The organism is Blastomonas sp. RAC04 (assembly GCF_001713435.1).
In the GTDB taxonomy this organism is placed as follows: domain Bacteria; phylum Pseudomonadota; class Alphaproteobacteria; order Sphingomonadales; family Sphingomonadaceae; genus Blastomonas; species Blastomonas fulva.
Map to the genome: position 1 here is coordinate 1,267,940 of NZ_CP016460.1, position 25,398 is coordinate 1,293,337.

Sequence of the window (25,398 nt, forward strand, 5' to 3'; positions counted from 1 at the left end):
CGGGGCGCTGTTGCTCCATTGTCACAACCTCGCAGAAAGATGAACCTCCTATGAAGCGAATGTTGCAACTTGGTGGCGAGGGCGAATAGCCTTGCAACATAAACAGGGACTTCGGCGCGCCACAGAACGACGCCGGGACCTGGCAGGGGAACAGGGCCAGGCGCTTTCAGCGCCCGGAAATATGCACGCACCGATATGGTTCGGTGTGCGATCTCGCCTGTAAAATGGCTTGGGGGTATTCATGTCAAAAGCAAATCTACATTCGAATTTCGTCTCTCTTCCGGCGATGGCGACCGCGCTGGCGATCAGCGGCCTGGTCAGCCCTGCCGCATTCGCGCAGGATGTGCAGGAACAGGTCGAAGCGACCGCAGAAGCCACTGAAGGCACCATCGTGGTCACCGGCAGCCGCCTGTCTCGTGACGCAAATGCCACAGCACCGTTGCCGATCAGCACCGTGACTGCAGAGGCGCTCGCTGCAGCGGGCAACTCCGACCCCACGGCAACGCTGCGTCAAATTCCCGCACTGATCTCCTCTGGCACCGTCGCGGATTCGATCGAGCGCGGCGGCGGCGGCATCGGCCAGGCAACGCTCAACCTTCGCCAGCTTGGCTCCAACCGCACGCTGGTGGTCGTGGACGGCTATCGCCACGTTTCGGGCGTCGCCGGCCAGCAGACCGTTGACGTGTCGACCATCCCGGCAGCGCTGATCGAGCGCGTCGAGGTCCTCACCGGCGGCGCATCGGCGATCTATGGCGCAGACGCTGTCACCGGCGTGGTCAACTATGTGCTCAAAAAGGATTTCGAGGGCATTGCGCTCGACGGCTTTGTCAACATGGCATCGCAGGGCGCAGGCGGCAGCTACCGGCTGGACGGCACCATCGGCCACAATTTCGGCGACGGTCGCGGCAACATCACCTTCTCGGCCGGCTATACCAAGGAACTGGAAGTGCTGTTCGGCCAGCGCGACTTCACCCGCGACAACGGCCGCGGCAACAACAGCACCACGTACGCCAACCCCGACCGTCGCTTCCAGCGCGGCGATATCAGCGCCGCTGCGACCCCCAACTTCGCATCGCGCTTCTCGCAGGCCGCCGGGCGCTTCCCGATCGGCTTCGCCATCCCCACTGCAGCCCAGTTCGCCACCCAGTTCCCCGGTCGCACGCCGACCGCAGCTGAGCAGGCGCTGATCGACCGCGCGGCGACCGCACCGTTGTTCGTCATCGGCCGCGATCCCAAGTTCGCGATCAGCTCGGGCCAGGGCCTGATCTTCCGCAACGATTTCGGCTTCTTCAACGCCGACATCAACCGCAACGGCGTCAACGACTGCCGCGAGAGCTATATCGGCCTCACCGGCTTTGGCGGCGGCGGCTGCTATGTCTCCACCCCCGGCGGCGGCGTGAAGATCTTCGAAGACGGTGTGATCTCGACCGGATCCAACCAGTTCGGTGGCGATGGTGCGGTCGAACGCACCAACGATTCCTCGCTGATCCCGGAAAGCGAGCGCATCTTTGCCAACCTGCGCGCGAACTATGAGTTTTCGCCTGCGGCCAACGTGTTCATCGACGCCAAATATGCGCGCAACACCTCGGTTTCGCGCAACAACTACAACACCTTCTACGACAGCCTGCTGATCTTCCCCGACAACCCGTTCATCCCTGCGGTGCTGCAAGCGGATGCGAACCAGGCGGGCGGCCTGCGCGTCAGCCGTGACTTCCTCGACCTTGGTCCCAACATCCAGCGGGCCAAGCGCGAAACCTACCGCATCGTTGGCGGCCTCACCGGCGATATTACCGATCACCTGAAGTATGAGCTGGTCGGCAACTATGGCCGCACCGACAGCCAGGTGACCCAAGGCAACTCGGTCCGGTACGACCGACTGTTCGCCGCGATCGACGTGGTGCGCGGGCCCAATGGCCAGCCGATCTGCCGCTCGGACATCAGCGGCGTGCCGCATCCGGGCAGCGAAATCTTCCCGGTGATCGCGCCCGGCTTCTTCACCTTCCGCCCCGGCGATGGCCAGTGCCGCCCCGCCAACATTCTGGCAGGCCAGAATTCGGTGAGCGCAGAAGCGGTGAACTTCATCACCACGCCGACCACCGACCGGTTCCGGCTTGAGCAGATCGTGTTCACTGGCATCGTCAGCGGCGATACCGGCGGCTTCTTCAACCTGCCCGGCGGTGCGATCCAGTTCGCGGTCGGCGGCGAATACCGCAAGGAAAAGTCGCGTTCACGGTTCAGCGATCTCGAGCTCGGCGTGCTGCCCGAAGGCTCGCCCGCCGGCCCTGCCGGTACGTTCATCGGCGATATTTCGGACAATCAGTCGCTGCTGTTCGACGCATCTGCCCGCACCTTCAACGCCGGTGGTTCGTTCGACGTGATCGAGGCATTCGGTGAAATCTCGATCCCGATTCTCAAGGACACGCCGTTCTTCCACGAACTGACCGTGGGCGGCGCAGCGCGCTATTCGGATTATTCGACCGTCGGCGGCGCGTTCACCTGGAACGTCAACGGCATCTGGGCACCGATCCCCGATATCCGCTTCCGCGGCACCTATTCACGCGCCATTCGCGCGCCGAATATCGCCGAATTGTTCGATCCGGCGCAGGGTGCGACCTTCCGTCCGGCAGATCCGTGCGATCTGATCAACCAGTCGGCCACGCCCAACCGCCTGCCCAACTGCATCGCGGCGGCCACCGCGCTGGGGATCGCCAACCCCACGACCTTCCTCGCCAACTACAACGACCCGCTGACCGCGCGTTTCTCCGGAACCAGCGGCGGCAATCCCAACCTGACCGAGGAAACCGCCACGACCTTTACCGTCGGCGGCGTGCTGCAACCGCGCTTCCTGCCCGGCCTGACCGTGTCGGTCGATTACTACTCGATCAAGATCGAGGATGCGATCGCAGCGGTCACCGCGCAGGACATCGTCAACACCTGCTATGACAACACCACCTTCCCCAACCAGTTCTGCGACCTGTTCACCCGCAACGGACCTGGCTCGGGACCGACGACCTTCGGGTTCAACTTCCTGCGCCAGACCCAGCTCAACTTCGGCAAGATCGAAACCGCAGGGATCGATGCCTCGATCGATTACCGCTTCTCGATCGGCGGCAGCAACATTGCTCTCAACATCGCGGGCAACTGGACCGACAAGGTCAACCGGTTCTTCGATCCGGTGGACACCACGCTGGTAAATCCCGGCCTCAACGAGCTCGGCGCGCCCGAATGGTCGGGCGTGGGATCGGTGACCTACAACCGCGGACGGTTTACGCTGAACTATTCGCTGCAATATGTCGGCAAGCAGGCGGCCGCATCGGTCATCCAGATTGAGCGTATCCAGACCGAGTTCGGTCCGGCAGGCTTTGCTCCGGAATACTGGCTGCATAACATCGCTGCCAGCTTTGACGTCGCGGAGAACTTCACGATCACCGCGGGCATCAACAACGTGTCCGACCGCGAACCGTACCTGGCAAGCTCGGCCTTTCCGGTCAGCGGCATCGGCCGCACCTTCTTCATGGCGGCGGGCGCCAAGTTCTGATCGCCTGAAGTCCTTGAATAAAAAGGGGTCGCGTTTCCTTGGGGAGCGCGGCCCTTTTTTGTGGCACCTTTCGGCGCCTTGGTGCGTTGAGCGCGCATGACAGGCACATGGCTCATCGTGAACGAGGCAAGCGGCAGCTACGATGCTGACGTGATCGCCGATATCGTAACCCGCTTCGCCGATGGCGGACAGCCGGTGGACTGCGTCGTCCGCTGCCCCGACGATACACTGCCGACGCCCGAACGGCTTGAGGCCGGGGGTGTTTCGATCCTGGCGATCTATGCGGGCGATGGCACCACCAACAGCGCGCTCAAGGCGGCGCAAGGCTGGGACGGAGATGTTCTGATCCTGCCTGGAGGCACGATGAACCTGCTGGCGCGCGCGCTGCATGGCGAGCATTCGTGCCAGGATATCATCGCATATGCCTGTCGCGACCGCCACACGCGGCGGCTCAACACGGTCCAGATCGGCGAGAACATCGCTTATGTCGGCGTGATCGCAGGCCCCACCACGAGCTGGGCCAAGGTCCGCGAGAATGCCCGGCATGCCGACGTTGCCGATCTGGTGTTCACCACCATCCCGGCTGCGATATCCGAAAGCCTGAGCGGACCGCAGGTCGGCATCGAGGGCCACGATGGCACTTATCCTGCGATCTTCGCGGCGCCGCGTGAAAACACGCTGGCGCTGTGCGGGTTTACCGCATCGAGCATTGGCGAGGTGATCGCGCACGCCGGCGCCTGGCTTGATGGCGACTTTCGCGATGGACCCCGTGTCGATCTGGGCGAGGCGAGCCGCGCGACGCTGGTCAGCGAAGCCGACAGCATCGGCCTGCTGATCGATGGCGAACCTGCAGATTGCGCTCCGGGCGATACCTTGGTGCTAGGCCGCGCGCCGCACAACTTCATCGATACACGAGGACCTGCCGACCGATGACGCTGCTGTTCCACGCCAGCGATCTGCATTTTGGAGCCGAGGACAGCGCCGCGCTCGACTGGTTCACGCGCTGTGTCGAGGAAGACGCGCCCGAGGCGGTGGTGATCACCGGCGATCTGACCATGCGTGCGCGCTCGCGCGAATTCGCCGCGGCGCAAAGCTGGCTGACCGCACTGGGCGTGCCCGTGCTGATCGAGCCCGGCAACCACGACCTGCCCTATTTCAACCCCGTCCGGCGCATATGGCGGCCTTATGGCCGGGTGATGCGGCTGCAGGAGCAGTTGCACGATGGCGTTAGCATCGATCACGTCCATCTGGTCTCGCTCCCCACCACTGCGCGCGCGCAATGGCGTCTCAACTGGTCCAAGGGCAAGGTCGGCAGCCGCGCGCTGCACAATGCGGTGCAATCGCTCGAAGCAGGCCCCGATGACACCTGCCGGATCGTGCTGACGCATCACCCGCTGATCGAGGCTGCCACCCGCACCAGCGGGCGCACCACGGGCGGCCGCGCGGCGCTGGAGGCCATTGCTGCGGCAGGTGCGCATGCCGTTCTGTCCGGCCATGTCCACGATCCGTTCGACCAGCGTGTTACGACGGCCTATGGGCCGGTGAGACTGATCGGCGCGGGCACATTGTCCGAGCGCGTCCGGACCTCGCGACCTTCGTTCAACCGCATCACGGTCGAGGGCGGCAGCCTGTCCGCCACGGTCTGCACGATGAATTAACGCGCGATAATCGTCCAAAACTTACAATCGACATTCGCCCTGCTAGTTTATCCTCCGACACCGGGGGGATTCGCAGCATGCTCAGAAAACCGTTCAATCCGTTTGAGGCGGCAATCTGGCGAAGGCTTGCCGAAACGCTGTTTGTCCAACCCGCACAGATGGCGATCAGCCCCAGTCAGGTGGTCGACAATCTTCAGCGCCTTTTTGCCAATATCGAAGGCAACACGCCGCGCGATACAGCGCTGTCGGTGATCGCGACCTGGGTGGTACTGGGTGGTCCCATCTGGCATTTCGCCCCGCGTCCTTTCCGCATCTGGCGGATCGAGCGGCGGCTGAAGAACAGCCGGATCGATCTGTTCCAGGACATGGCCCGCATCCGCGGCATTGTCTATGCGGGCTATTACGGGCATTGGCTCGACCAGGACGACGAAAACGCCAGCGACGCCGCCTCCGAAGACGCCAATCGTGCCAACCCGGTGTTCAATGCGATCGGCTTCACCCTGCCCCGCCACCGGACCCGTGCAGGGACCCCCGATGATCCGTTGATCGAGGAGCATGTCGGCAACGACCTTCCTCACACGGTGTTCGTTGGCGAAGATGCGATCCCCGACAGCGTCGAGGTGATCGTGATCGGCTCGGGCGCGGGCGGTGCGGTCGCTGCCTCGAACCTTGCCGATCAGGGCTATGAAGTCCTTGTGGTCGAAGCCGGTCCTTACATGCCCAGCAGCCGGATGACCCCCAACGAGGCGCACATGTCTTCGAGCCTGTTCAAGGACGGAGCAATCCAGACAACGCGCAACCGCGACATCATAGTCTTTCAGGGGCGTACGGTCGGCGGCTCCACCGTGGTCAACAACGGCATCTGCCTCAGGCTCGAACGCGAGGGCGAAACCCATCCCGATGCCAATGACGTGCTGGCGACGTGGCGTGCATTGGGCGCGGGCGTGGAACCGCAAGCGCTGGAGGAGAGCTATTGCCGGGTCGAGCAGCGGCTGGGCGTACACGAGATCGACAGAAGGCTGGGGCGCAACAACGGCACCCGGCTGCTTGATGGGTGGAACGCCTATCGCGCGGGATCCACCGATCCGCTCGACCAGCGTGCCATCTCGGGATGGTTCCGCAAGAACTGGGGCCAGAAGACCGAACCCAATCATTGCGTCTCGTGCGGCTATTGCAACACCGGCTGCCCCTATGGACGCAAGCGCGCAATGCCGGAAAGCTTCCTGCGGCACGCGACACTCAGCGCGCCACGCAAGGCGCGCATCCTGGCGCATGCCGAGGTCGCGCAGATCGGCTGGGGCGACCGTGCCATAGACGGACGGCGCGTGGCGACATCGGTGCAGGTGATGCTGCCCGATGGCCGCGGCAAGACGATCAGGGTCACCAAGGGCGTGGTCGTCGCCGCCGGCACCATCGCATCGAGCAACATCCTGTCAGCGAGCGGCATCGAAGGCACCGGCAAGGGCATCTCGCTCAACATCGCCTGCCCTGTGCCTGCGTTGATGCCCGATCCGGTCAACGCCTGGGACGAGGACCAGATGGCGACCTTCATCGATCGCGGCGACTTCCTGATCGAGAGCCATTTCCAGCCGCCGATGAGCATGGCTTCGCTGGTGCCGGGCTGGTTCGACGAGCACTTCCGCCGGATGCTCAACTACAACCGGCTGGCTTCGGCAGGCGCGCTATTCCCCGCCGACCGACTGGGAGAGATCAAAAAGGGCAAGCTTGGTTTCGAGCTCAAGCCGACCGATCTTGCCGTGCTTCGCCGCGCGCTGTCGATGCTGACCAAGATACACTTTGCGGGGGGTGCGATCGAGGTCTACCCCGCGCTGCTGCACGGCGAGACGCTGAAGGCAGGCATGACCGATGCCGAGATCGACGAATTCTACTGGAAGCATATCGAGGAACCCGATGACGTCGTGCTGTCTTCCAGTCACCCGCATGGCGGCAATGCGATCAACGCGGACCCTGCCAAGGGCGTGGTCGATCTAGACCAGCGGGTGCACGGCACCACCAACGTGCTGGTGACGGACGCGAGCGTGATGCCCAGCTGCATTCGCGTCAACGCGCAGCTGACCACCATGGCGATGGCCGACCGGGTGACTCATGGCAGGCGGGTGTTCGGCTGACCCGGCAAGCGTTGCTGTCAGTCCGCGTCCCAGCGTGCGGCATCGGCATAGTCGTCGTCGCGCGGCTCGATCCAGTTGCGGCCCGCAGCCCCGGTTTCGCTTTTCCAGAACAGCGCGCGGCTCTTGAGGAAATCCATCAGGAAATCGGCAGCCTCGAAAGCCGCTCGGCGGTGCGCGCTGGCGGTGGCGACCAGAACGATCGGATCACGCGGTGCCATCTCGCCCACCCGGTGGATCACCAGCACCGCCTCGAGCGGCCAGCGGTTTGCAGCCCCCTGGACCGCCTCGGCAATGCCGCGCTCGGTCATCCCGGGATAATGCTGCAGGCAAAGCGCGCTCACCGCGCCATCGGTGCCCGATGGCCGCACCATACCGGTGAAGCTGACCATCGCGCCCGAAGCGTCCAGCGACGCGCGGAACGCCGCCACTTCGGCCTCCGGATCGAAGCCCTCGCTCAGGAGGCGGATGTCGCAGCGCATGTCAGCCCCCGCTGACGGGCGGCAGGAACGCCAGCTCGTCTTCGTCCTCGACCAGCGCATCGGCATCGACGATCGCGCCGTTGATTGCATAGCGGATGCGCGGTTCGGCGAGCGCGCTGCCCAGCAGGTCGTCGCTCTGCCCGAGAATGCCGATCAGATCGGCAATCGCCTGCGGCTCGCTCAGGCCCAGCATCCGCTCGGTCCCGCCGGCCAGATCACCCAGACGGCCAAAGAACAGCAATTGTGCCATGGTCCGCGCTCAGCCGCCGGTCATCGACATATGCCGCGCCAGCGCGGGTGCCGCGCCGGGGGCATCGATGTGGAAATCATGCCGCTCGGGCTTTCTTGCGATTGCGCGATCCAGCGCGGCATCGAGCGCCGCCTCGCTGTCCGGACCACGCATCGCGGCGCGCAGATCGACCTGGTCGTTCTGGCCGAGGCACATGAAGATCTGCCCCGTCGCGGTAACGCGCACGCGGTTGCAGTTGGCGCAGAAATTGTTGGTCAGCGGGGTGATGAAGCCCAGCCGCCCGCCGGTTTCGGCGATATCGACATAGCGCGCAGGGCCGCCGCTGTCGTGCGGGCTCTGCTGCAGCGTCCAATCCTGTTCCAGCCGGTCGCGCACCGCAGTGAGCGGCAGGTAATGGTCGAACCGGTCTTCCTCGACCTCGCCCAGCGGCATGACCTCGATCAGCGTGACATCGAAGCCGCGGCCGTGCGCCCAGCCGATCAGCGCGGGCAGCTCCTCTTCGTTCAGACCCTTGAGCGCTACGGTGTTGAGCTTGATCTTCAGCCCCGCACGGTCGGCCGCATCGATGCCTTCGAGCACCTGTGCCAGCGCATCGCGGCGGGTGAGTTTCGCGAACAGATCGGGCTGGAGCGTATCGAGCGAGATGTTGATCCGGCGGACCCCGGCATCCACTAGAGCGCCCGCATGCTGCTTGAGTTGCGTCCCGTTGGTGGTGAGCGTCAGTTCGTCAAGCCCGTTGCCCAGCTCGCGACCCAGCTTCCCGATCAGCGTCATCAGGTCGCGCCGCACCAGAGGCTCGCCCCCGGTCAGCCGGATCTTGCGCACGCCGCGCGCGATGAAGGCTAGGCCCAGCCGGTGCAGCTCCTCAAGGCTCAGCACTTCAGCCTTGGGCAGGAACTGCATCCGCTCGGGCATGCAATAGGAGCAGCGCAGGTCGCAGCGATCGGTCACCGAAAGGCGGACATAGCTGATCGTGCGCGAAAAGCTGTCGATCAGCGGACGGGCGGTTACCAGGGTCATTCAGTGAGGACTACAGCAAGCATCGGCCAGCGCCCACCCTCAATTTTGGGATTGCTCGGGCGCCGGGGCCTTGTTGGGGACAGGAACGATCAGTGGCGCATGCCGCCAGCGCACCAGCAGCCGCACCAGATCCAGCCCCGATAGCCCCAAAGTCGCGGTGTTGCGCAAGGGGTGGACATTGACGCGGGGCTGCGCCGCAAGCACCTCGTCGAGCACCAGCTGCACCCGCCCGCGCGCGTCGTTCAATACGGCAAGCGGCGTCACCGAGCCCGGGGTGATCCCCAGAAGCTCGATCATCTCGTCCGCGCTGCCGAAGCTGAATCGCCCTGCCCCCACCATATGCCTGAGCGCGCCCAGATCGACCTGCTTTTCGGCTAGCACCGTCACCAGATAGAACTGCCCGCCCGCGTCCTTCAGGAACAGGTTCTTGGTGTGCGCACCGGGCACCAGCCGCTCCACCGCGCTGCTTTCCAGCACGGTGAAGACGGCTTCATGCTCGACCTGATCGAACGCGATCCCGGCGGCGGTCAGTTCCTTGTGCAGGCGGCTGTCGTCGGTCATCGGTCCTGATCAATCCGCCGCCATGGCAAGCTGCTGAAAGAACTGCAGCTGCGGGATACGCAGATCTGCCCCGCTCGCCTTGGGCCAGTTGCTGACCACCGCGATGACCAGCTTCTTTTCCGGCACGATCAGGATCGCCTGGCCGAAGATACCCTGTCCGCCCCAGGCGCCGCCGGGATAGGTCCACCATTGATAGCCATAGCCAAAGCCCGGCAGGCCGATCGGCGCCTGTTCCTTGCCGGCTTCGGCAAACCAGCCCTCGGGCACCTGGCCTGCGCCGCCTTCCATCGCGAACAGACCCATGCGGGCATAGTCCGCCAGCCGGATCGAGAGGCAGCATCCGCCGACATTCTGCCCGGCGGAATCGACCATCCAGAACAGATCGCCCTCGAAGCCCGCAGGCTTGACGATCTTCTCTTCGGCATATTCGGTCAGCGTCTTGCCGGTGGCGCGCTGGACGATCACGCCGATGAGGTTGGTTTCACCAGTCTTGTAAACCCATTTGGTTCCAGGTTCGGCCTCGCGCGGCAGCGTCTTCATGTATGCGCTGTTGGGATCCTCGCCGGGCTTCACCGCAACCGAGAGCATCTTGACGACATCGCTGTTGGGATCGGTGTAATCCTCGTTCCATTTGACCCCCGAGGTCATCGTCAGGATCTGCTTGACCGACACCCCGTCATAGCCGCTGCCCTTGAGCTCGGGGACATACTTGGTCACCGGATCGTCGACCGAGGTGATCAGGCCATCCTTGACCGCAGCGCCGACCAGCGTCGAGGTAAACGACTTGGCGACCGAAAAACTGGTCCAGCGATCCTGCGCGCCCAGCCCCAGGCCGTAGCGCTCCAGCCGCACCTTGCCGTCCTGGATCACCATCAGCCCGGCGACATTCTGCGCGGTCATGAAGGCCTCGATCTCGGCATCGCTCACGGGAAGCGCCGCACCCTTGGGCAGCGCTCGCGGCGTTCCTGCCTTGGCGGTGGTGCCGGGGAACTGCGCCTCCATGCTGCGGAAATTGGCCGAGCGCTGCGCGTCGGACCAGAACAGGATCTGCGCGCCCGCAGTGCGCACCCGCTCCATCTCGGCGGGGCTCATCTGCTGGATCGCCTTGACCGCCGGGGCAGATTCCTTGGCAACCGCAATCGATCCTGCGCCCACCGCCAGCGCACACGCCGCTGCAAAACTCGTCCAAACCCGCATCACCCTGTCTCCTCTTTTATGTCTTTCATGATTTCATCGCCGCATACGCCGCCAGCGCGCGCTCGCGCGCCTGTTTATGCGCGATGATCTTCCTGGGATAGCCCTTGACGAACTTGCCCGCTGCTTCCGGATCATGGATGGCGCTGTCGGAAAGATCGGCAAGCTCGGGTACCCACTGGCGGATATAGCCTGCGGCATCGAACTTTTCCGACTGGGTCAGCGGCGCCATGATGCGGACGAACATGTTCGAATCAACGCCGGTGCCAGCGGTCCACTGCCAGTTGGTGGCGTTCGAACCGTAATCGGCATCGACCAGCGTATCCCAAAACCACGTCTCGCCCACGCGCCAGTCGACCAGCAGATGCTTGATCAGGAACGAGGCCGCGACCATCCGCACGCGGTTGTGCATCCAGCCTGTCGCCCAGAGCTGGCGCATTCCGGCATCGACCAGCGGATAGCCGGTGCGGCCCTGCTGCCAGGCATCGACCTCGCGGCGAACCTCGGGGTCATCGGCATCGCGCCAGGGGAACGCATCGAACGGTTCGCGCGCGTTGGCCCTGCCGTAATCGGGGTATTGCGCAATCACGTTCTGCCCATAGTCGCGCCAGACCAGTTCCTTGAGGAATGTCTCGACCGATCCGCCCGCTTCCATCGTCGCGTGCCAGACGGTCGCAGGCGAAATCTCGCCGAAATGCAGGTGTGGCGACAGGCGCGAGGTTCCCTCGATCGAGGGCAGGTTGCGGCGGTCTTCGTAATGCCTGGCCTTGTCGACAAAGGCATCCACGCGTTTGGCCGCCCCCGACTCGCCGGGTGTCCATTCCTCGGCAAAACCCGTTGCCCAATCGGGCTTGGTCGGCAGCAGCTTCCAGTCTGCAAGTTCATCGCTTTTCGGCCAGGCCTTGGGCGCGTCGAGCGACTTCGGAGCGGGCAGCGGCTCAGGCGGGGGCATGTGCTGCGCCAGCGCGCGCCAGAACGGCGTGTAGATCTTGTAGGGCTGGCCGCTGCCGGTGGTCACCGATCCGGGCGGCATCAGATAGTTGCCGTGATGCCGCTCGAGCGCGCAATCATCGGGCAGCGCCTCTTTCAGCGCCTTTTCGGCATTGCGCCACCAGGGTTCGTAGTGCCGCACGCAGTGCACCGATGCCGCACCGGTCTCGCGCGCCAGTTCGGCCAGCACATCGGCAGCAGCGCCCCGGCGCAGCACCAGCCGCGAGCCCAGCTTGCGCAGATCCGCATCAAGCGCGGCAAGGCTGTGGTGCAGCCACCAGCGCGATGCCCCGCCCATCTTGCGGTGCCTGGGTGTGTCGTCGTCGAGGACATAAACGGGGATCACCGGCCCCGCACTTGCCGCCGCCACGAACGCTGCCTGATCGGCGAGCCTGAGGTCGCGGCGCAGCCAGACAATCGCGGGGCGGGTCATGGCCTGCCCTTCACATCGACGACCACGGTGAACCGGTCGGCAATCGGCGAACTGTCAAAACGTGCGTCGCGCAAGGTCACTCTTTTGCCCCCCGGGATATTGGTCAGCCTGGCATATGGGATCCGCGCCCAGAACAAAAAGGCCCGCGCATCAGAGTTTTGCGCCGCCGCGCGCGCGACCCAGGGGCTTGCCATGTTGGTCGCAGCCTGCCCGGCCTGCAGGCTGAGCGCGGGCGCGCCCAATGCGCTGTACGCGCCCCTGCCGATCAGATCATCGCCGCGCCACAGCATGTCGCGATGCCAGAAGCGCACCGGAACCGCATTGGCGATAACCAGATCGGGCGTGATCCCGCGCTGCCTGCGGATGGCCTGCGCGGTGTCCGCCTCCGCCTTGGCCGAGAGCGTGAAATTGCCTGCGATATAGACCAGCGCCAGCGCCAGCACCGCCTGCGCCGGACGCTCCCAGCCGTTCCGTCCCGCCGCCTCCCTGCGCCGCGAGGCCCAGATGCCCAACGGCAGGATGGTCCACAGCACAGCATCGATGATAAACAGCGTATCGCCGTGGAACCAGCGAGGCGAGAACGGCTCGAGCAGGCGGATGCCATAATTGTTCATGTAGTCGAGCGCGGGGTGCGACAGCGTTCCGATATAGGCGAGGATCAGCAGCGGCACCGGTCGCACCGGCAATCGCGACCTTGGCCGCTTGCGCCGCCGCACCTGCCAGCGCTCGAAGCCGACCATCGCGGCGGTGAGCAGCAGCGGCAGGATCAGCAGGGCGATCGGCCCATGGGTGAGGCCACGCCGCAGCGCCAGTGACTGGGTACCCAGCACGCTCAGCACCGCATCGATATCCGGCAGGTTCGCGCCGATGATCAGCGTCGGCACCGCAAGCCCGGTCATCCGCTTGAGCCCGGCCTGCCCCAGCGCCCATCCGGCGAGGCCGTGGGTGAAATTGTCCATGGCCGTTCAGTTTCCGGTGCGGGCGGGAATGCGGGCGAGGCGGACATTGTCCATTACCGCACCATCACAGGTCTTGCGCCCGTCGGACGGGTCGACCAGCGTGATCGTGCCCTTGCCCACCGCATGGCCGGTTTCGCGGCCCAGCCCGAAGACAAAGCCGGTGTCCTCGTCCACGCCGATTCCGGTCACCGCCTCCGCGTCGATACATGCGACTGCGCGCACTAGCCGCGTCAGGCGGCCGCGCTGGCTGAAATGCTGGTCGAACACGATGCCTGGGAGGAAGCCCAAGCCCTGGGCCAGCACCAGAGGCGCACCGGTCGCGCCTTCTTCGGTGGTGGCACAGTCGGCCAGATTGCGCGAGACCGGCGCGACAAGCGCGACATCGGGGCTGCCGCAACCGATCATGTGCTCGCCCAGCACCGCTGCGCCTGCGCTGGTGCCGCCGATGACTGCGCCAGCGGCCAGTCGCTGGCGAATGACGGCGAGCATTGGCGTGTCGCTGCCATCGGGCCTTACCAGTGTCGCCATGATCCGCGCCTGATCGCCGCCTGCAAACCAGATGAGCCCGGCACGCTCTATCCTGGCGATCTCGGCGGGATTGCTGCCGCCATCGCGCCAAAGGGATTCGTCGGCATCCGGGGTTTCGGGATCGTCGACCATTGCGACCTGCGCCAGATCGACCCTGTCGCGCGCGACGCCATGCCGGGCGAGCGCATCGGCAAAGCGCGACGCCGATCCTCCCGCCGACCCCGACGCTGCAGGGATGACGACAATCCCGGGCGCATCGGCGGGCATCGCATCGACCAGCGCACGAAACAACGCCGCGTTGTCATCCTCGAGCGCGCCGCCCACGGCGACAACCGTCCCCGGATCGGCGAGTGCCGGAGCCGCGCACAACGCCAGCAGCGCGACCAGAGGCCGCATCATGCGCGTGGCCAATCGCCGGGCAAACCGAGCAGCGCGCGCAGATCGGCCAGTGCCTGCGTCTCGCCTGTCACCTTGATCGCGGCCATGCCCATCGCGGCTGCGGGTTTGCAGTTCACTCCAAGGTCATCGAGATAGATGCAGGCCTTGGGCGCAACCTCCAGTGCGTCGCACATCATCGCATAGATACGCGGATCGGGCTTGCGCACGCCCGCCTTGCTGCTTTCGATGACATGGTCGAAGCGCGCCATGATCGCTGCGATCTGAGCGGCGCGCGAATCATCGAACACCATCGCCGACCCTTTGCCTGCGCGCACGTTGTTGGTGATGCAACCGAGCGAATACCCTGCACCCTTGAGGGCATCGAGCGCGGCGACCATGCGTGGGCGGACATCGCCCGCCAGACACGAGATGACATCTGCGCCGCTGATCTCCAGCCCCAGCGCAGCGGCTTCGGCAGCAAAGGCGGTATCGAAGGCAGACGCATCGATCTCCGCGCGCTCGAACCGCGCCCAGGCGTTGTGATCGGGATCGGTGGCGTTGATCCTGCGGATGCAGTCGCGTGGCAGCCCGCGCTCGGCCTCCAGCCGGTTGAACGCCTCGAAGGGCGACGAGGTGATCACCCCGCCGAAATCGAAAATCACGGCGGAAAACGTCATGGGGTGATGACCAGCCCCGTCTTGGCATCGGCCTTGCCTTCGACTGTCTCGCGATAGGCGGCCAGCGCGGCATCGGCGCCAGCGCGCTTCTCGATGCCCAGCAGCCGCGGCGCCAGATCGGCAAAGCCCAGCCACGCGGCCTCGAGCTTCTGCCGGAACTTGTCCGGCCCCCATTCGCCGATCCGCTTTTCGCTGCGCCCGGGCGCAAAGAACATCTGCCGCGCGGGCCCTGCCATCGCCGTGCCATCATCGGCCGAATCCCAGTGCGATTTGCCGACGACGATCGAGGCCTTGAGCGCATCGCCGAAATGGTTGTGCACGCTGGCGGCGACCTGCGCATTGCCGGCCATGTCGACCATCGCGCTGGTCTTGCCCGCATCCATCGCTCCGATGGCGTCATAGGTGACTACCTCGTCATAGAGCCCCAGCGATCCGACATAGGCGGCATTGCCCGCGCTGGTCAGTCCCACGATCCGGGGCCGCGCCGAGCGCTGGCCGAGGGCATAAGCGAGCCCGATCGCAGTCTTGCTCGATGCGCTGGCGACCAGCACCTGCTGCGCGCCATAGTCACTCTCGTCCTCCAGCAGATCGGCGATCAGCCAGCCAGTCAGGAACAGCGGGCGGAACACAGGCCAGTAATCATGATCCTGCGCGCGATAATCGCCCAGAGCATCGATCCGCTGATACTGGTTGTAGATCACCGGCAGCGTGGTGCGGCGCGGGGTCATGTCGGTGAAACCGTGCGGACCAACCCTGCCCGGCATCAGCACGGCATGGCTCGCCATCGGGAAATAGCCGTAAAGCCGGGTGCCTACAGGCACGCCCTCGTGATGGCTGCGGCTGACCGTGGCAAACCCCCAGACCGGCAGACGTCCGGGTGCGTCCCGCTCTGCGAAGAAGTCCCAATAGCCCTGATCATTGCCGAACAGGCCGAGCGGCTTGCCGAACACCGCGTAGGTAACGTTGTTGGCGGTCATGGCGTAGAGGTCGATCGTCACCTCGATCGCACCTTCGGGCAGCTCGGGCTCAGGCGCGGCGACGATCTGCGCATTGGCGATCTGATCGTGGTCGATGTCGATGGCCCAGCGTTGGTCGGTCACGGTTTTGGTTCCTCGTTCCAGCATCTCAAGTGTCCGTCACCCCCGCGAAGGCGGGGGTCCCGCTTTCTGGCTACCTTCAGCGCAGTAGCGGGATTCCCGCGTTTGCGGGAATGACGAAGGTGAAAACATTATCAGACATTCAGATAATTCAGCTTCGCCCCGCCGCGCGGCCAGTCCATCTTCACCAGCCGCCCGGTGCCCGACAGCGTGATCCACGCGGTCTTAAGGTCGGGCCCGCCAAAGCAGATGTTGGTGGTGAACGGATCATCGGTCGCGACGAATTCGATAAGTTGGCCGTCGGACGAAACCACCGAGATGCCGCTCTGCCCGATCGTCGCGACGCAGACATTGCCCGCACCATCGACCGCCAGCGAATCGAAAAAGGTATAACCCGGCGGGCTGTACAGAAACGTCCCGCTTGGCCCGAGCAGCCCCTGGCTGAAAGCGATCTCGCCCGGACCGGCAACGTCATACGCCCACAGCTTGCAGGTGTAGGTTTCCGCGACATAGAGCCGTTTGCCATCGGGCGAGAGGCCGATGCCGTTGGGGTTCTCCATCGGGAAGATCACTTCCTTGAGCAGCGAGCCATCGGCCTTGGCATAGAAAACGCCGGTGACGTCGCGCTCGCGCTCGCGGGTCTTGCCGTGATCGGTAAACCAGAAGCCGCCTGCATCGTCGAACACGATATCGTTGGGGCCGCGAAGCGTGCAGCCGAAATCGCCATCACGGTACAGCGTCTCCACTGCTCCGGTTTCAAGATCGACCCGCTCGATCCGGCCCCCGGAATAATCGGATGCCTGGCCGTGCGGCACCAGCAGACCTGCGCGTTCGATATAATCGAAGCCGCCATTGTTGCAGACATACAGCCTGCCATCGGGGCCGATCGCCGCGCCGTTCGGTCCTCCGCCAAGCTCGGCGATCACCTGTTGCGAGCCATCGGGGAGCACGCGGGTGACACAGCCGCGCTCGATCTCGACAAGCACCACGCTGCCGTCGGGCATCGCCACCGGGCCTTCGGGAAAGCGCAAGCCTTCGGTTACCAGCTCCATCCAGAATCCCTCCCGCTTACATTCTTGTCAGTGCTTATCATTGCGGCTGCAGCCGCACCTGTCCACCCTGCAAACGGGGGGTGGCTGCCATGAAAACGACGCTTGAGCCAATCACGATTCGCTCCTAGACGCTTGGCTTTGATGACATCGCCAGAAAACAGCTCCGCCCGCCGCCCGGCCAGCGATTATCCGCCCGGCAGCATGGCCTTTCCGCACCGGCATCTGCTCGGCATTGCCGGGCTGCAGCCATGGGAAATCGAGTTCCTGCTCGACGAGGCCGAGCAGTGGGTGGACATGAACCGCCAGGCCAGCAAGCACGACGACCGGCTGGCGGGGCTGACGCTGATCAACGCCTTTTTCGAGAACTCCACCCGCACATTGCTGTCGTTCGAGATCGCCGGCAAGCGGCTGGGCGCCGATGTCGTCAACATGCACGCCGCGCAATCGAGCGTGAAGAAGGGCGAGACGCTGATCGACACCGCGGTGACGCTCAATGCGATGCGCGCCGATGCCATCGTCATCCGCCACGGCAGCTCGGGCGCGGTGCAGCTGATCGCGGACAAGGTCGGCTGTCCTGTGCTCAATGCCGGCGACGGCACGCACGAACACCCGACCCAGGCGCTGCTCGATGCGCTGACCATCCGCCGCCGCAAGGGGCAGATCGCGGGCCTGCGCGTCGCGATCTGCGGCGATATCCTCCACAGCCGGGTGGCGCGGTCGAACATGATCTGCCTCTCCACTTTGGGCGCCGAGGTCCGCGTCGCAGGGCCGCCCGCGCTGATGCCGCCTGCGGTCGAATCGATGGGCGGCACCCCCTGCCGCGATTTTGCCGAGGCGCTCGATGGCGCTGACGTAGTGATGATGCTGCGGCTGCAGAACGAACGCATGCAAGGGCAGTTCATCCCCTCCCCGCGCGAGTTCCGCCATCTGTACGGGCTGACCGACGTGCGGCTGGCGCTGGCCAGACCCGATGCGCTGGTGATGCACCCGGGCCCGATGAATCGCGGGGTGGAGATCGACAGCCATATCGCCGACAATGTCGAGCGATCCGCGATTACCGATCAGGTCGAAATGGGGGTGGCGATGCGGATGGCGTGCCTTGACGTGCTCACCCGCAGGCGCCGCGGCGTGGAGGGCTGGGCATGAGCAAGCTTCCCACCCGCCCGCTGACAATCACCAACGGCCGTCTGGTGTTGCCGGGCCAGGCTGAGCCTGTGCCAGGCGCGCTGCGCATCATCGGCGACAGGATTGCCGAGATCGGCGACGTGACGCCCGGGTCCGAAGATTCCGTGCACGATGCCAGGGGCGCGCTGATCGCACCGGGCCTCGTGGATCTGGGCGTGTTCGCGATCGATCCGCCCGCGTTCCATTTTGGCGGGATCAGCCGCGCTGCGCTGATGCCCGACCAGAGCCCGCCGCTCGACCACCCGGCGCGGGTGCGCTTTGCCGCCTATTCGGGCAAGCCCGATTTCTGGGTGCACCCGCTCGCAGCAGCAACCCGCGACCTTGCGGGAAGCGAGATGGCCGAGATAGGGCTGATGAAGGAGGCAGGCGCACGCGCGGTTGCCACCGGGCGACGCTGGATCGTCGATACCGGCGTTATGCATCGGCTGATGCAATATTGTGCGATGCTCGACCTGCCGCTGATCGTCCACAGCCAGGACCATGGCCTGTCGGGCAACGCCGTCGCCACCGCAGGCGAAATGGCGACCCGGCTGGGTCTGCCCCAGGCGCCATCAGAGGCCGAGAGTATTGCGATCGCGCGCGATCTGTCGCTGGTGCGGATGACCGGGGCGCGGGTGCATTTCCGCCAGGTGACTACGCGCGCAGGCCTTGCGCTGATCCGTGCCGCCAAGGCCGAAGGGCTACCGGTAACCGCCGGGATCACGCCTGCGCATCTTTTCCTCTCCGATGTCGCACTGGGCGGCTTCCGTACCTTTGCGCGGCTGTCGCCGCCGCTGCGCTGCGAGGATGATCGCCAGGCCGCGATCGCCGCCGTCGGCGATGGCACGCTGGATGTCATCGCCTCGGGCCATGATCCGCGCGGGCCGGAGGACAAGCGCCTTCCCTTCGCCGATTCGCAGCCGGGCATGGCCGGCGCGGAAACGCTGCTGCCGTTGTCGCTGGGGCTGGTGCGTGACGGCGTGATCAGCACCGAGCGGCTGTTCGATCTGATCGCGGCGAATCCCGCGCGCATCCTCGGGGTTCAGGCCGGCGCGCTGCGCACCGGCTACGAGGCCGACGTGGTGGTGGTCGACGCCGACCGCCCCTGGCAGGTCGATTCTGCCAAGATGGCGGCGAGCGCGGGCAACACCCCGTTCGACCGCCTGCCGGTCCAAGGACGCTGCGTCGCCTTGTTCAAGGGCGGGCGACTGGTCGATCAGATGAAGGGTTAAGCCGGCCCAGGGCCTCACCCAGTCAGTCGAACCCCGCCAGAAACGCCGCGACGTTTGCGCCCAGCGCATCGACGGCATAGCCGCCTTCCATCACGATCACCGTGGGAAGGTCCAGGTCGGCAATCGAGCGGGCGATCGGCGTATAATCCGCCGTCTGCAGTGCGAACTGCGAGATCGGATCGCCGGCAAAGGTATCTGCGCCGAACGATACGCACAGCATGTCCGCACCGAAATCGCGGATCGCAGCCAGCCCGGTGTCGAGCGCGGCACGATACGCCTCCAGCCCGCTCCCGCGCGGCAGCGGCAGGTTGAGCGTCGCGCCCTCGCCCGCGCCCTTGCCGCGTTCGTCGGCATGGCCCCAGAAGAACGGATAGTCGGTCGCCGGATCGGCATGAACCGAGACGAATAGCACGTCGCCGCGTTCGTAGAAGATGTCCTGCGTGCCGTTGCCGTGGTGGTAATCGACATCGAGGATCGCAATCCGCCGCTTGCCCGCCGCGATCGCCGCCTCGGTCGAGATCGCGACATTGTTGAGGAAGCAGTATCCGCCGAGATAATCCGCGCCGCAATGGTGCCCTGGAGGACGGCACAACGCGAAGGCCGCGCGCTCACCGCCCAGCACCGCCTCGGTGGCCGCCAGCGCGGATTGCGCGCCCCAATAGGCGCTGGTCCAGGTGCCTGCCGAAATCGGGCTTGAAGCATCGAAGCTGAACTGGCCAAGATCCGCATCGATCCGGTTCAGGTTGAGCGGGCGCCGTCCCACCACCGGCCAGGCATAGCCATGCGCATCGCCGTTGCGCCCCGCGGCCACCCAGCGTTCGTGCGCGCTTTGCAGGAAGGCGAGATAATTGTCCCTATGCACCCGCCGGATAGGCTCCATGCCATGGTCGCGCGGAGCCCCCACTTGGGACAGCGTCGCCAGCACATTCTCCATTCGCCCGCGATGCTCGGCATAGGGCACATAGGCGCCATTGTGCAATTCCATCGCGGGCGCATGGTCGTGCTGCCGCGCGTCGAAGAACGTCTTCATTGCGCGAACAGTTGCTTGAGGAACACCGTCTCGACCTCGCGGCGCAGATCGTTGTTGGCTTTCTTGAGGAAGCCATGCCCCTCATCGGCATAGAGCACGTACCAGGTCTGCACCCCGTTGCCGCGCAGGGCTGCTACCACCTGATCGGATTCGGACTGCGGAACCCGCGGGTCGTTCGCCCCCTGCATCACCAGCATTGGCTTGGTGATCTTGGCCACGTTCTTGAGCGGCGCGATCCGCTCGAACACGGCGCGCATCTTGGGGTCACGCTCGTCGCCATATTCGGCGCGGCGGTTGTCGCGGCGATAGGCCTCGGTGTTCGCCATGAAGCTGATGAAATCGCTGATGCCATAGCGCTCGACCCCGCCGACCAGCCGGTCCGAATAGAAGGTCATGGCTGCAAGCGACATGTATCCGCCATAGGACTGGCCATAGACCGCGATGCGCCGGGCATCCATTCCCGGCTGCTTGCCTGCCCAGTCGATCAGCGATCCAATGTCCTTGACGCTGTCTTCGCGCAAGGGTCCGTTGTCGAGATTGAGGTACTTGGTGCCATAGCCGTCCGACCCACGCACATTGGGCAGGATCACCACCGCGCCCAGAACATCGGCGAAATATTGCGCGCCGGGGTTCCATGAGGGGCGAGTCTGCGCCTCGGGTCCGCCATGGATGTCGATGATCACCGGAAGCTTTGCATCGGCTGCTGCGTTCTTTGGGCGGTAGACGAAGGCGGGGACCGACAGCCCGTCGAAGCTCTTGAACCGGATCAGCTCGGGCTCGACCAGTCTTGCCGGATCGAGTTCGCCCGCTTCGGACTGCGTCCAGCGGGTGACCGCGCCGGTCCCCAGATCGATATCCCACACATCGCCTGCGGTGGTGGCATTGGTCAGCCCGATCGCAAGCTTGCCGCCATCGGGGGAGAATTCGAGCGCGCTGATGACGCCGCGCGGCAGCTCGGGCGAAGAGATTGCCTGCGGGGTGGTCAGCGACGAGATCAGCACGCGCGAGAAGCCGTCCTCGTTGATCGTGTAGGCCAGGGTCCTGCCATCGGGCGAAAGGTCGTAGGCCTCGACGTCCCAGTTCACCTTGTCCGAAAGCTGGGCCATCTGTCCCGACGCGATGTCGATCCTGACCAGCCGACGGAAGTCGCCGCCCGCGTTGGTGATCGCAAGGATCGCCTTGCCGCCATCGACAAAACGCGCCTCCTCGAACCGCGCCTTGGCCTTGACCGAGAATTCGAGCGGGGTGACCTTGCCGCTCGCCATATCGAGCAGCATCAGCTGGTTTTCGCGGTTGGAGATACCCTTGCCCAGCAGCACGGTCGCCTTGTCCGCGCTGATATCCTGCGGCCCGACCGCACCTGTCCCCTGCCACACCAGTCGGCGGCTCTTGGGATCGGCAGGATCGGCGGCCATGATCGCATAATCGGCCGATCCCTTGGTGGCGCGCGACCAGACCAAAAGGCTGCCATCCTTGGCGAACACCGGCGACTGGTTGCGCGTTACCGGCTCGGTCAGCGACTGCGCCACGCCATCGAGATCGCGCACGAACAGCTGGAACCATTCGTCTCCGCCGGTGTCGCGGGTGAGCAGGAAACGGCTCTGGCCGGGCACCGCCTTGGCCCCGCCGACGGGTTCGTTGAAATAGGTCAACTGACGCCGCGCCGCGCCGGGAGCGGTAACGTGATGCACCTGAAAGGTCGATCCGAACCGGGTGGTGATCAGCATCGATCCATCAGGCAGCCAGTCCTGGAACCGCGCCTCGCGATAGTTCTGATAGCGCTGCACCGCCTCGCGGATGTCCTGCGGGATTTCCGGCACGTTCTCCAGCCGCGCGGTGCCCACCTGCCGGGTCTCGACCGGCGCCTGCTGCGCGGTGGCGGGGACAGCGATCAATGCGGCAAAGGCCAGCAAGGACGAACGGTAAAGCATGCGACACTCCTAAGAAAACACACTCGATGATCCTCACCCGGACCGGGGAGGTGGCAGTCCGCAGGACCGACCGAGGGGAGGCGGGATCGTACACAGATCACAGGGGCGCACAACCCCGCTTCCCCTCCGCCGCTTCGCGGGCCCCTCCCCGTTTCGGGGAGGATTTTCAGGGTCTTAGTGTCAAAATATCCCCATGGCCAACCCCGCGCCGAGCATCGCGCCCAGTTCACCGCACGGCGCAAGCTCACCCGCACCCAGCAGCTTGGGCGCGGCGATTGCTTCCGGGCTTTGAGCATGGGTGCAGATGATCAGGCTGTCTGCAATCCGCTTCAGCCGCCAGCCGGTCGCGATCCGCTCGATCTGCCGCACCGCGCCCTGCCCATCCGATCCTGCGGCAACCATCGCCGCATAGGGCCGCCCCTCGATCCGCCCCAGCACAGGATAATAATGGCGATCGAAGAACTCCTTCATCGCCCCGGTCATGCTGGCGAGATTTTCGGGGCACACGAACAGATAGCCTGTGGCCCAGAGCATGTCTTCGGGCTGTACATCGTCGGCGGCGAGCATCCGCGCCGTACACTCGCCCGCTGCCGCCTCGAAAGCGGCCTGCGCCATCGCCTTTGCCGCGCCGGTACGGCTGTGCCAGACGATCAGCAGGGTCGGGGTGTCGGTCATCATGTCTGGTTTAGACACCCGCAGAACAGGGTCCACCCGTTTTCGTTAGACCTCGCCAAATCGTTGCAGCAGCGCTAGACCCCGGGGCATCCCTGTCGCTCTCCGGCCACCGCCGGAGCCCGGATGCGTGATGGCACTGCACCCGCCCCGGGTTCCCGTTTTCGCCGCAAGAGCGCCGGCTGAACGACCGACTTTTTAGGAAACCGCCACCGATGGCCACACTCCATCCCGAACCCGTTCTCGGCATCACCCAGTCGCTGACCGGCCAGCCCTGGCACTGGCGCGGCGCAGAAGGCGATCGGCGCCAGGCCGATCTCGAGCCCGACGATCTGGTCGCTTTGCTGCTGCTCAGCCGGGGCGTGCCGCGCGACGATCTCGACCGCTATCGCGCACCGACCATCCGTGGCTTCATGCCCGACCCGTCGATCTTCCGCGACATGGACAGCGCCGCCGACCGGTTGGCGCAGGCGGTGATCGCGCGCGAAAAGGTCACCATCTATGGCGACTATGACGTTGATGGCGCAACCAGCGCCGCGTTGCTGATCCGCCTGCTGCGCGACCTCGGCCTTGATGCCGGCGCCTATATTCCCGACCGGCTGATGGAAGGCTATGGCCCCTCGGGCGCAGCGCTTACCAGCCTCGCCGAGGCGGGCTCCACCCTCATCGTCACCGTCGATTGCGGCGCAATGGCCTATGAGGCACTGCAGATGGCGCACGACGTCGGGGTCGATGTCGTGGTGGTCGATCACCACAAATGCGCTGCCGAGCTTCCGCGCGCCTTTGCGCTGGTCAATCCCAACCGGCTCGACGAAGACGACGAGGCGGCCGCGCACGGCCATCTTGCTGCGGTCGGCGTCGCCTTCCTGCTCGGCGCAGCGCTGGTGCGCACCCTGCGCGCCCAGGGTTATTTCGCCAGCCGCAGCGAACCTGCGCTGATGGAGTTGCTCGATCTGGTGGCGCTGGGCACCGTTGCCGATGTCGCCCAGCTCAAGGGCCTGAACCGCGCCTTTGTCGCGCAGGGGCTCAAGATCATGGCGCGGCGGCGCAATATCGGCATGGCCGCACTGATCGATGTCAGCCGCCTCACCCGCGTGCCGGTGTGTTCGGACCTGGGCTTTGCACTCGGCCCGCGAATCAATGCGGGCGGACGTGTCGGTGCGGCGGACCTTGGCGTGCGGTTGCTCACCACGCAGGACGAGGCGGAAGCCAGCGATATCGCAGCCCAGCTCTCGCGCCTCAACGAGGAACGCCGCGCGATCGAGGCAATGGTGCAGGAGGAGGCCGAGGCGCTTCTCGCCGGGCAGCACAACCGGGCGGTGGCGCTGCTTGCTGGCCAGGGCTGGCACGCGGGCGTGATCGGTATCGTCGCAGGCCGGATCAAGGAGCGGACGGGCAAACCCTCGCTGGTGATCGCGCTGGACGACAAGGGCATCGGCAAGGGCTCGGGCCGCTCGATCCCGGGCGTCGATCTGGGCGCGGCGATTATCGCGGCCAAGGATGCCGGGTTGCTCGTGGCAGGCGGCGGCCATGCGATGGCGGCAGGGCTGACGATCAACGCCGACAAAATCGACCGGTTCAGCGAGTTTCTGGAGGAGCATCTGGCAGCGAGGGTCGCTGCCGCATCGGGAGCGGCGCGGCTGCTGGTCGATGCGCTGGTCGCTCCGCGCGGACTGACGCCGGACCTCATCGATCGGATGGAGAGCGCAGGCCCCTATGGCATGGGCTGGCCCGCGCCGCGGCTTGCAACCGGCCCGGTGCGAATCGTGCGCTGCGATGTCGTGGGCACGACGCACGTCCGCGCGATCGCGGCGGGCGATGACGGCGCATCGTTCAAGGCGATGGCGTTTCGCAGCGTCGATACCCCGCTGGGCCAGGCGCTGCTGGGCGCGCCGCGCGACCGACGCTTCTGGCTGGCGGGGCGCGTCAAGATCGACAACTGGAACGGCAATCACGCCGCAGAAATGCACGTTGACGACCTTGCCGCAGTCGATCTTTGAAAAAGCTGCGAAAAGAGAAATAGCGCGCTTGACTGCCCAGCCGCGAATCCCTAATGGGGCGCTTCCCGCGAAGATGGCCCCTTCGTCTAGCGGTTAGGACGCGGCCCTTTCACGGCTGAAACACGGGTTCGATTCCCGTAGGGGTCACCATCCTTTTGAGGATGTCGATCAATTCCGGGACCTTCCATAGGTCTAGAATTTCCAAGCCAGCAGGATCGCTTGATCCTATGTGGGTGGTGTGCGCGAGCTATCGGCGCACCGCCCTTTGGGCACGTTGCGTCCGGTTCGCATCCAGCCCGACAAACTTTCTAACCTATGTGCGTGAACCAATTGCCCAGCTGCCGCGTAGAGCAGCGGGGGACGTTCATGCCAGGCGCCCGGAATTCAGGATTTTAGATGTTTCTGCGCCTATGCTCGGTTTGTTGC

At 65.2% G+C, this 25,398-nt stretch carries 21 protein-coding genes and 1 tRNA gene; 8 read left to right on the forward strand and 14 right to left on the reverse strand.

The genetic code is table 11. From position 1 onward, the window contains the following. Positions 1-241 precede the first annotated feature (241 nt). The 4 genes from BSY18_RS07140 (at position 242) to BSY18_RS07155 (ending at position 7,325) form a co-directional block, all read left to right on the forward strand. Positions 242-3,538 (forward strand): TonB-dependent receptor domain-containing protein, encoded by a 3,297-nt coding sequence (locus BSY18_RS07140; protein WP_069050126.1) that lies wholly within the window; start codon positions 242-244, stop codon positions 3,536-3,538. Between the two features lie 96 nt (positions 3,539-3,634). After that, positions 3,635-4,471 carry a diacylglycerol/lipid kinase family protein gene (locus BSY18_RS07145; RefSeq protein WP_069050127.1) on the forward strand — a complete coding sequence of 279 codons (837 nt, stop codon included), beginning with the start codon at positions 3,635-3,637 and terminating at the stop codon, positions 4,469-4,471. Further along, positions 4,468-5,196 carry a metallophosphoesterase family protein gene (locus tag BSY18_RS07150; protein WP_069050128.1) on the forward strand — a complete coding sequence of 243 codons (729 nt, stop codon included), beginning with the start codon at positions 4,468-4,470 and terminating at the stop codon, positions 5,194-5,196. The genes BSY18_RS07145 and BSY18_RS07150 overlap by 4 nt, the downstream gene beginning before the upstream one ends. A 77-nt stretch (positions 5,197-5,273) precedes the next feature. After that, positions 5,274-7,325 carry a GMC family oxidoreductase N-terminal domain-containing protein gene (locus tag BSY18_RS07155; protein ID WP_069050129.1) on the forward strand — a complete coding sequence of 684 codons (2,052 nt, stop codon included), beginning with the start codon at positions 5,274-5,276 and terminating at the stop codon, positions 7,323-7,325. Between the two features lie 17 nt (positions 7,326-7,342). Here BSY18_RS07155 and BSY18_RS07160 read toward each other — a convergent pair whose 3' ends face one another. From BSY18_RS07160 to BSY18_RS07210, 11 genes are all read right to left on the reverse strand, one after another. Next, positions 7,343-7,804: a molybdenum cofactor biosynthesis protein MoaE gene (locus BSY18_RS07160; protein WP_069050130.1), complete on the reverse strand. Its 462-nt coding sequence runs from the start codon at positions 7,802-7,804 to the stop codon at positions 7,343-7,345. A 1-nt stretch (position 7,805) separates the two neighbouring features. Next, complete coding sequence (locus tag BSY18_RS07165) at positions 7,806-8,054, reverse strand: MoaD/ThiS family protein (RefSeq protein ID WP_069050131.1); 249 nt, start codon at positions 8,052-8,054, stop codon at positions 7,806-7,808. Positions 8,055-8,063: 9 nt separating this feature from the next. Continuing rightward, a complete protein-coding gene (gene moaA, locus BSY18_RS07170) occupies positions 8,064-9,074 on the reverse strand; it encodes a GTP 3',8-cyclase MoaA (RefSeq protein WP_069050132.1) in 1,011 nt (336 codons plus the stop codon). A gap of 39 nt (positions 9,075-9,113) precedes the next feature. After that, a complete protein-coding gene (locus BSY18_RS07175) occupies positions 9,114-9,635 on the reverse strand; it encodes a prolyl-tRNA synthetase associated domain-containing protein (protein WP_069050133.1) in 522 nt (173 codons plus the stop codon). A 9-nt stretch (positions 9,636-9,644) separates the two neighbouring features. After that, positions 9,645-10,832 carry a serine hydrolase domain-containing protein gene (locus tag BSY18_RS07180; RefSeq protein ID WP_069050134.1) on the reverse strand — a complete coding sequence of 396 codons (1,188 nt, stop codon included), beginning with the start codon at positions 10,830-10,832 and terminating at the stop codon, positions 9,645-9,647. A gap of 25 nt (positions 10,833-10,857) precedes the next feature. Further along, entirely contained in the window at positions 10,858-12,252 is a 1,395-nt protein-coding gene (locus tag BSY18_RS07185; protein ID WP_069050135.1) for a cryptochrome/photolyase family protein, read from the reverse strand. Then, the gene (locus BSY18_RS07190) at positions 12,249-13,211 is read right to left on the reverse strand and encodes a metal-dependent hydrolase (protein WP_069050136.1); all 963 of its coding nucleotides are present in this window, start codon (positions 13,209-13,211) and stop codon (positions 12,249-12,251) included. Before BSY18_RS07190 ends, BSY18_RS07185 begins: the two co-directional genes overlap by 4 nt. A 6-nt stretch (positions 13,212-13,217) precedes the next feature. Continuing rightward, positions 13,218-14,138, reverse strand: coding sequence for a cyanophycinase (locus BSY18_RS07195; protein WP_069050137.1), 921 nt, complete (start codon positions 14,136-14,138; stop codon positions 13,218-13,220). Beyond that, entirely contained in the window at positions 14,135-14,794 is a 660-nt protein-coding gene (locus tag BSY18_RS07200) for an HAD-IA family hydrolase (protein WP_069050138.1), read from the reverse strand. Before BSY18_RS07200 ends, BSY18_RS07195 begins: the two co-directional genes overlap by 4 nt. Then, the gene (locus BSY18_RS07205) at positions 14,791-15,894 is read right to left on the reverse strand and encodes a DUF2855 family protein (RefSeq protein WP_236823470.1); all 1,104 of its coding nucleotides are present in this window, start codon (positions 15,892-15,894) and stop codon (positions 14,791-14,793) included. Before BSY18_RS07205 ends, BSY18_RS07200 begins: the two co-directional genes overlap by 4 nt. Before the next feature lie 131 nt (positions 15,895-16,025). Next, a complete protein-coding gene (locus tag BSY18_RS07210; RefSeq protein ID WP_069050140.1) occupies positions 16,026-16,943 on the reverse strand; it encodes an SMP-30/gluconolactonase/LRE family protein in 918 nt (305 codons plus the stop codon). 141 nt (positions 16,944-17,084) lie between these two features. On the opposite strand from BSY18_RS07210, the gene BSY18_RS07215 reads away from it, so the two are divergent. Together BSY18_RS07215 and BSY18_RS07220 are read left to right on the forward strand one after the other, a co-directional pair. Then, positions 17,085-18,089 (forward strand): aspartate carbamoyltransferase catalytic subunit, encoded by a 1,005-nt coding sequence (locus tag BSY18_RS07215; protein WP_054135970.1) that lies wholly within the window; start codon positions 17,085-17,087, stop codon positions 18,087-18,089. Next, complete coding sequence (locus tag BSY18_RS07220; RefSeq protein WP_069050141.1) at positions 18,086-19,339, forward strand: dihydroorotase; 1,254 nt, start codon at positions 18,086-18,088, stop codon at positions 19,337-19,339. The genes BSY18_RS07215 and BSY18_RS07220 overlap by 4 nt, the downstream gene beginning before the upstream one ends. 22 nt (positions 19,340-19,361) lie before the next feature. Here the strand turns inward: BSY18_RS07220 and BSY18_RS07225 are convergent, their stop codons facing one another. The 3 genes from BSY18_RS07225 to BSY18_RS07235 all read right to left on the reverse strand — a co-directional run bounded on the left by BSY18_RS07225 (position 19,362) and on the right by BSY18_RS07235 (position 22,975). Continuing rightward, complete coding sequence (locus BSY18_RS07225; protein WP_069050142.1) at positions 19,362-20,369, reverse strand: histone deacetylase family protein; 1,008 nt, start codon at positions 20,367-20,369, stop codon at positions 19,362-19,364. Further along, positions 20,366-22,300: a prolyl oligopeptidase family serine peptidase gene (locus BSY18_RS07230; RefSeq protein ID WP_069050143.1), complete on the reverse strand. Its 1,935-nt coding sequence runs from the start codon at positions 22,298-22,300 to the stop codon at positions 20,366-20,368. Before BSY18_RS07230 ends, BSY18_RS07225 begins: the two co-directional genes overlap by 4 nt. A 180-nt stretch (positions 22,301-22,480) precedes the next feature. Then, a complete protein-coding gene (locus BSY18_RS07235; protein ID WP_069051769.1) occupies positions 22,481-22,975 on the reverse strand; it encodes a flavodoxin family protein in 495 nt (164 codons plus the stop codon). A gap of 212 nt (positions 22,976-23,187) precedes the next feature. Between BSY18_RS07235 and recJ the strand changes: the two genes are divergently transcribed. Then, positions 23,188-24,972, forward strand: a complete 1,785-nt coding sequence (recJ, locus tag BSY18_RS07240; protein WP_069050144.1) for a single-stranded-DNA-specific exonuclease RecJ — start codon at positions 23,188-23,190, stop codon at positions 24,970-24,972. 75 nt (positions 24,973-25,047) lie between these two features. Beyond that, a tRNA-Glu gene (locus tag BSY18_RS07245) sits at positions 25,048-25,122 on the forward strand. The last annotated feature ends 276 nt before the right edge of the window (positions 25,123-25,398 follow it).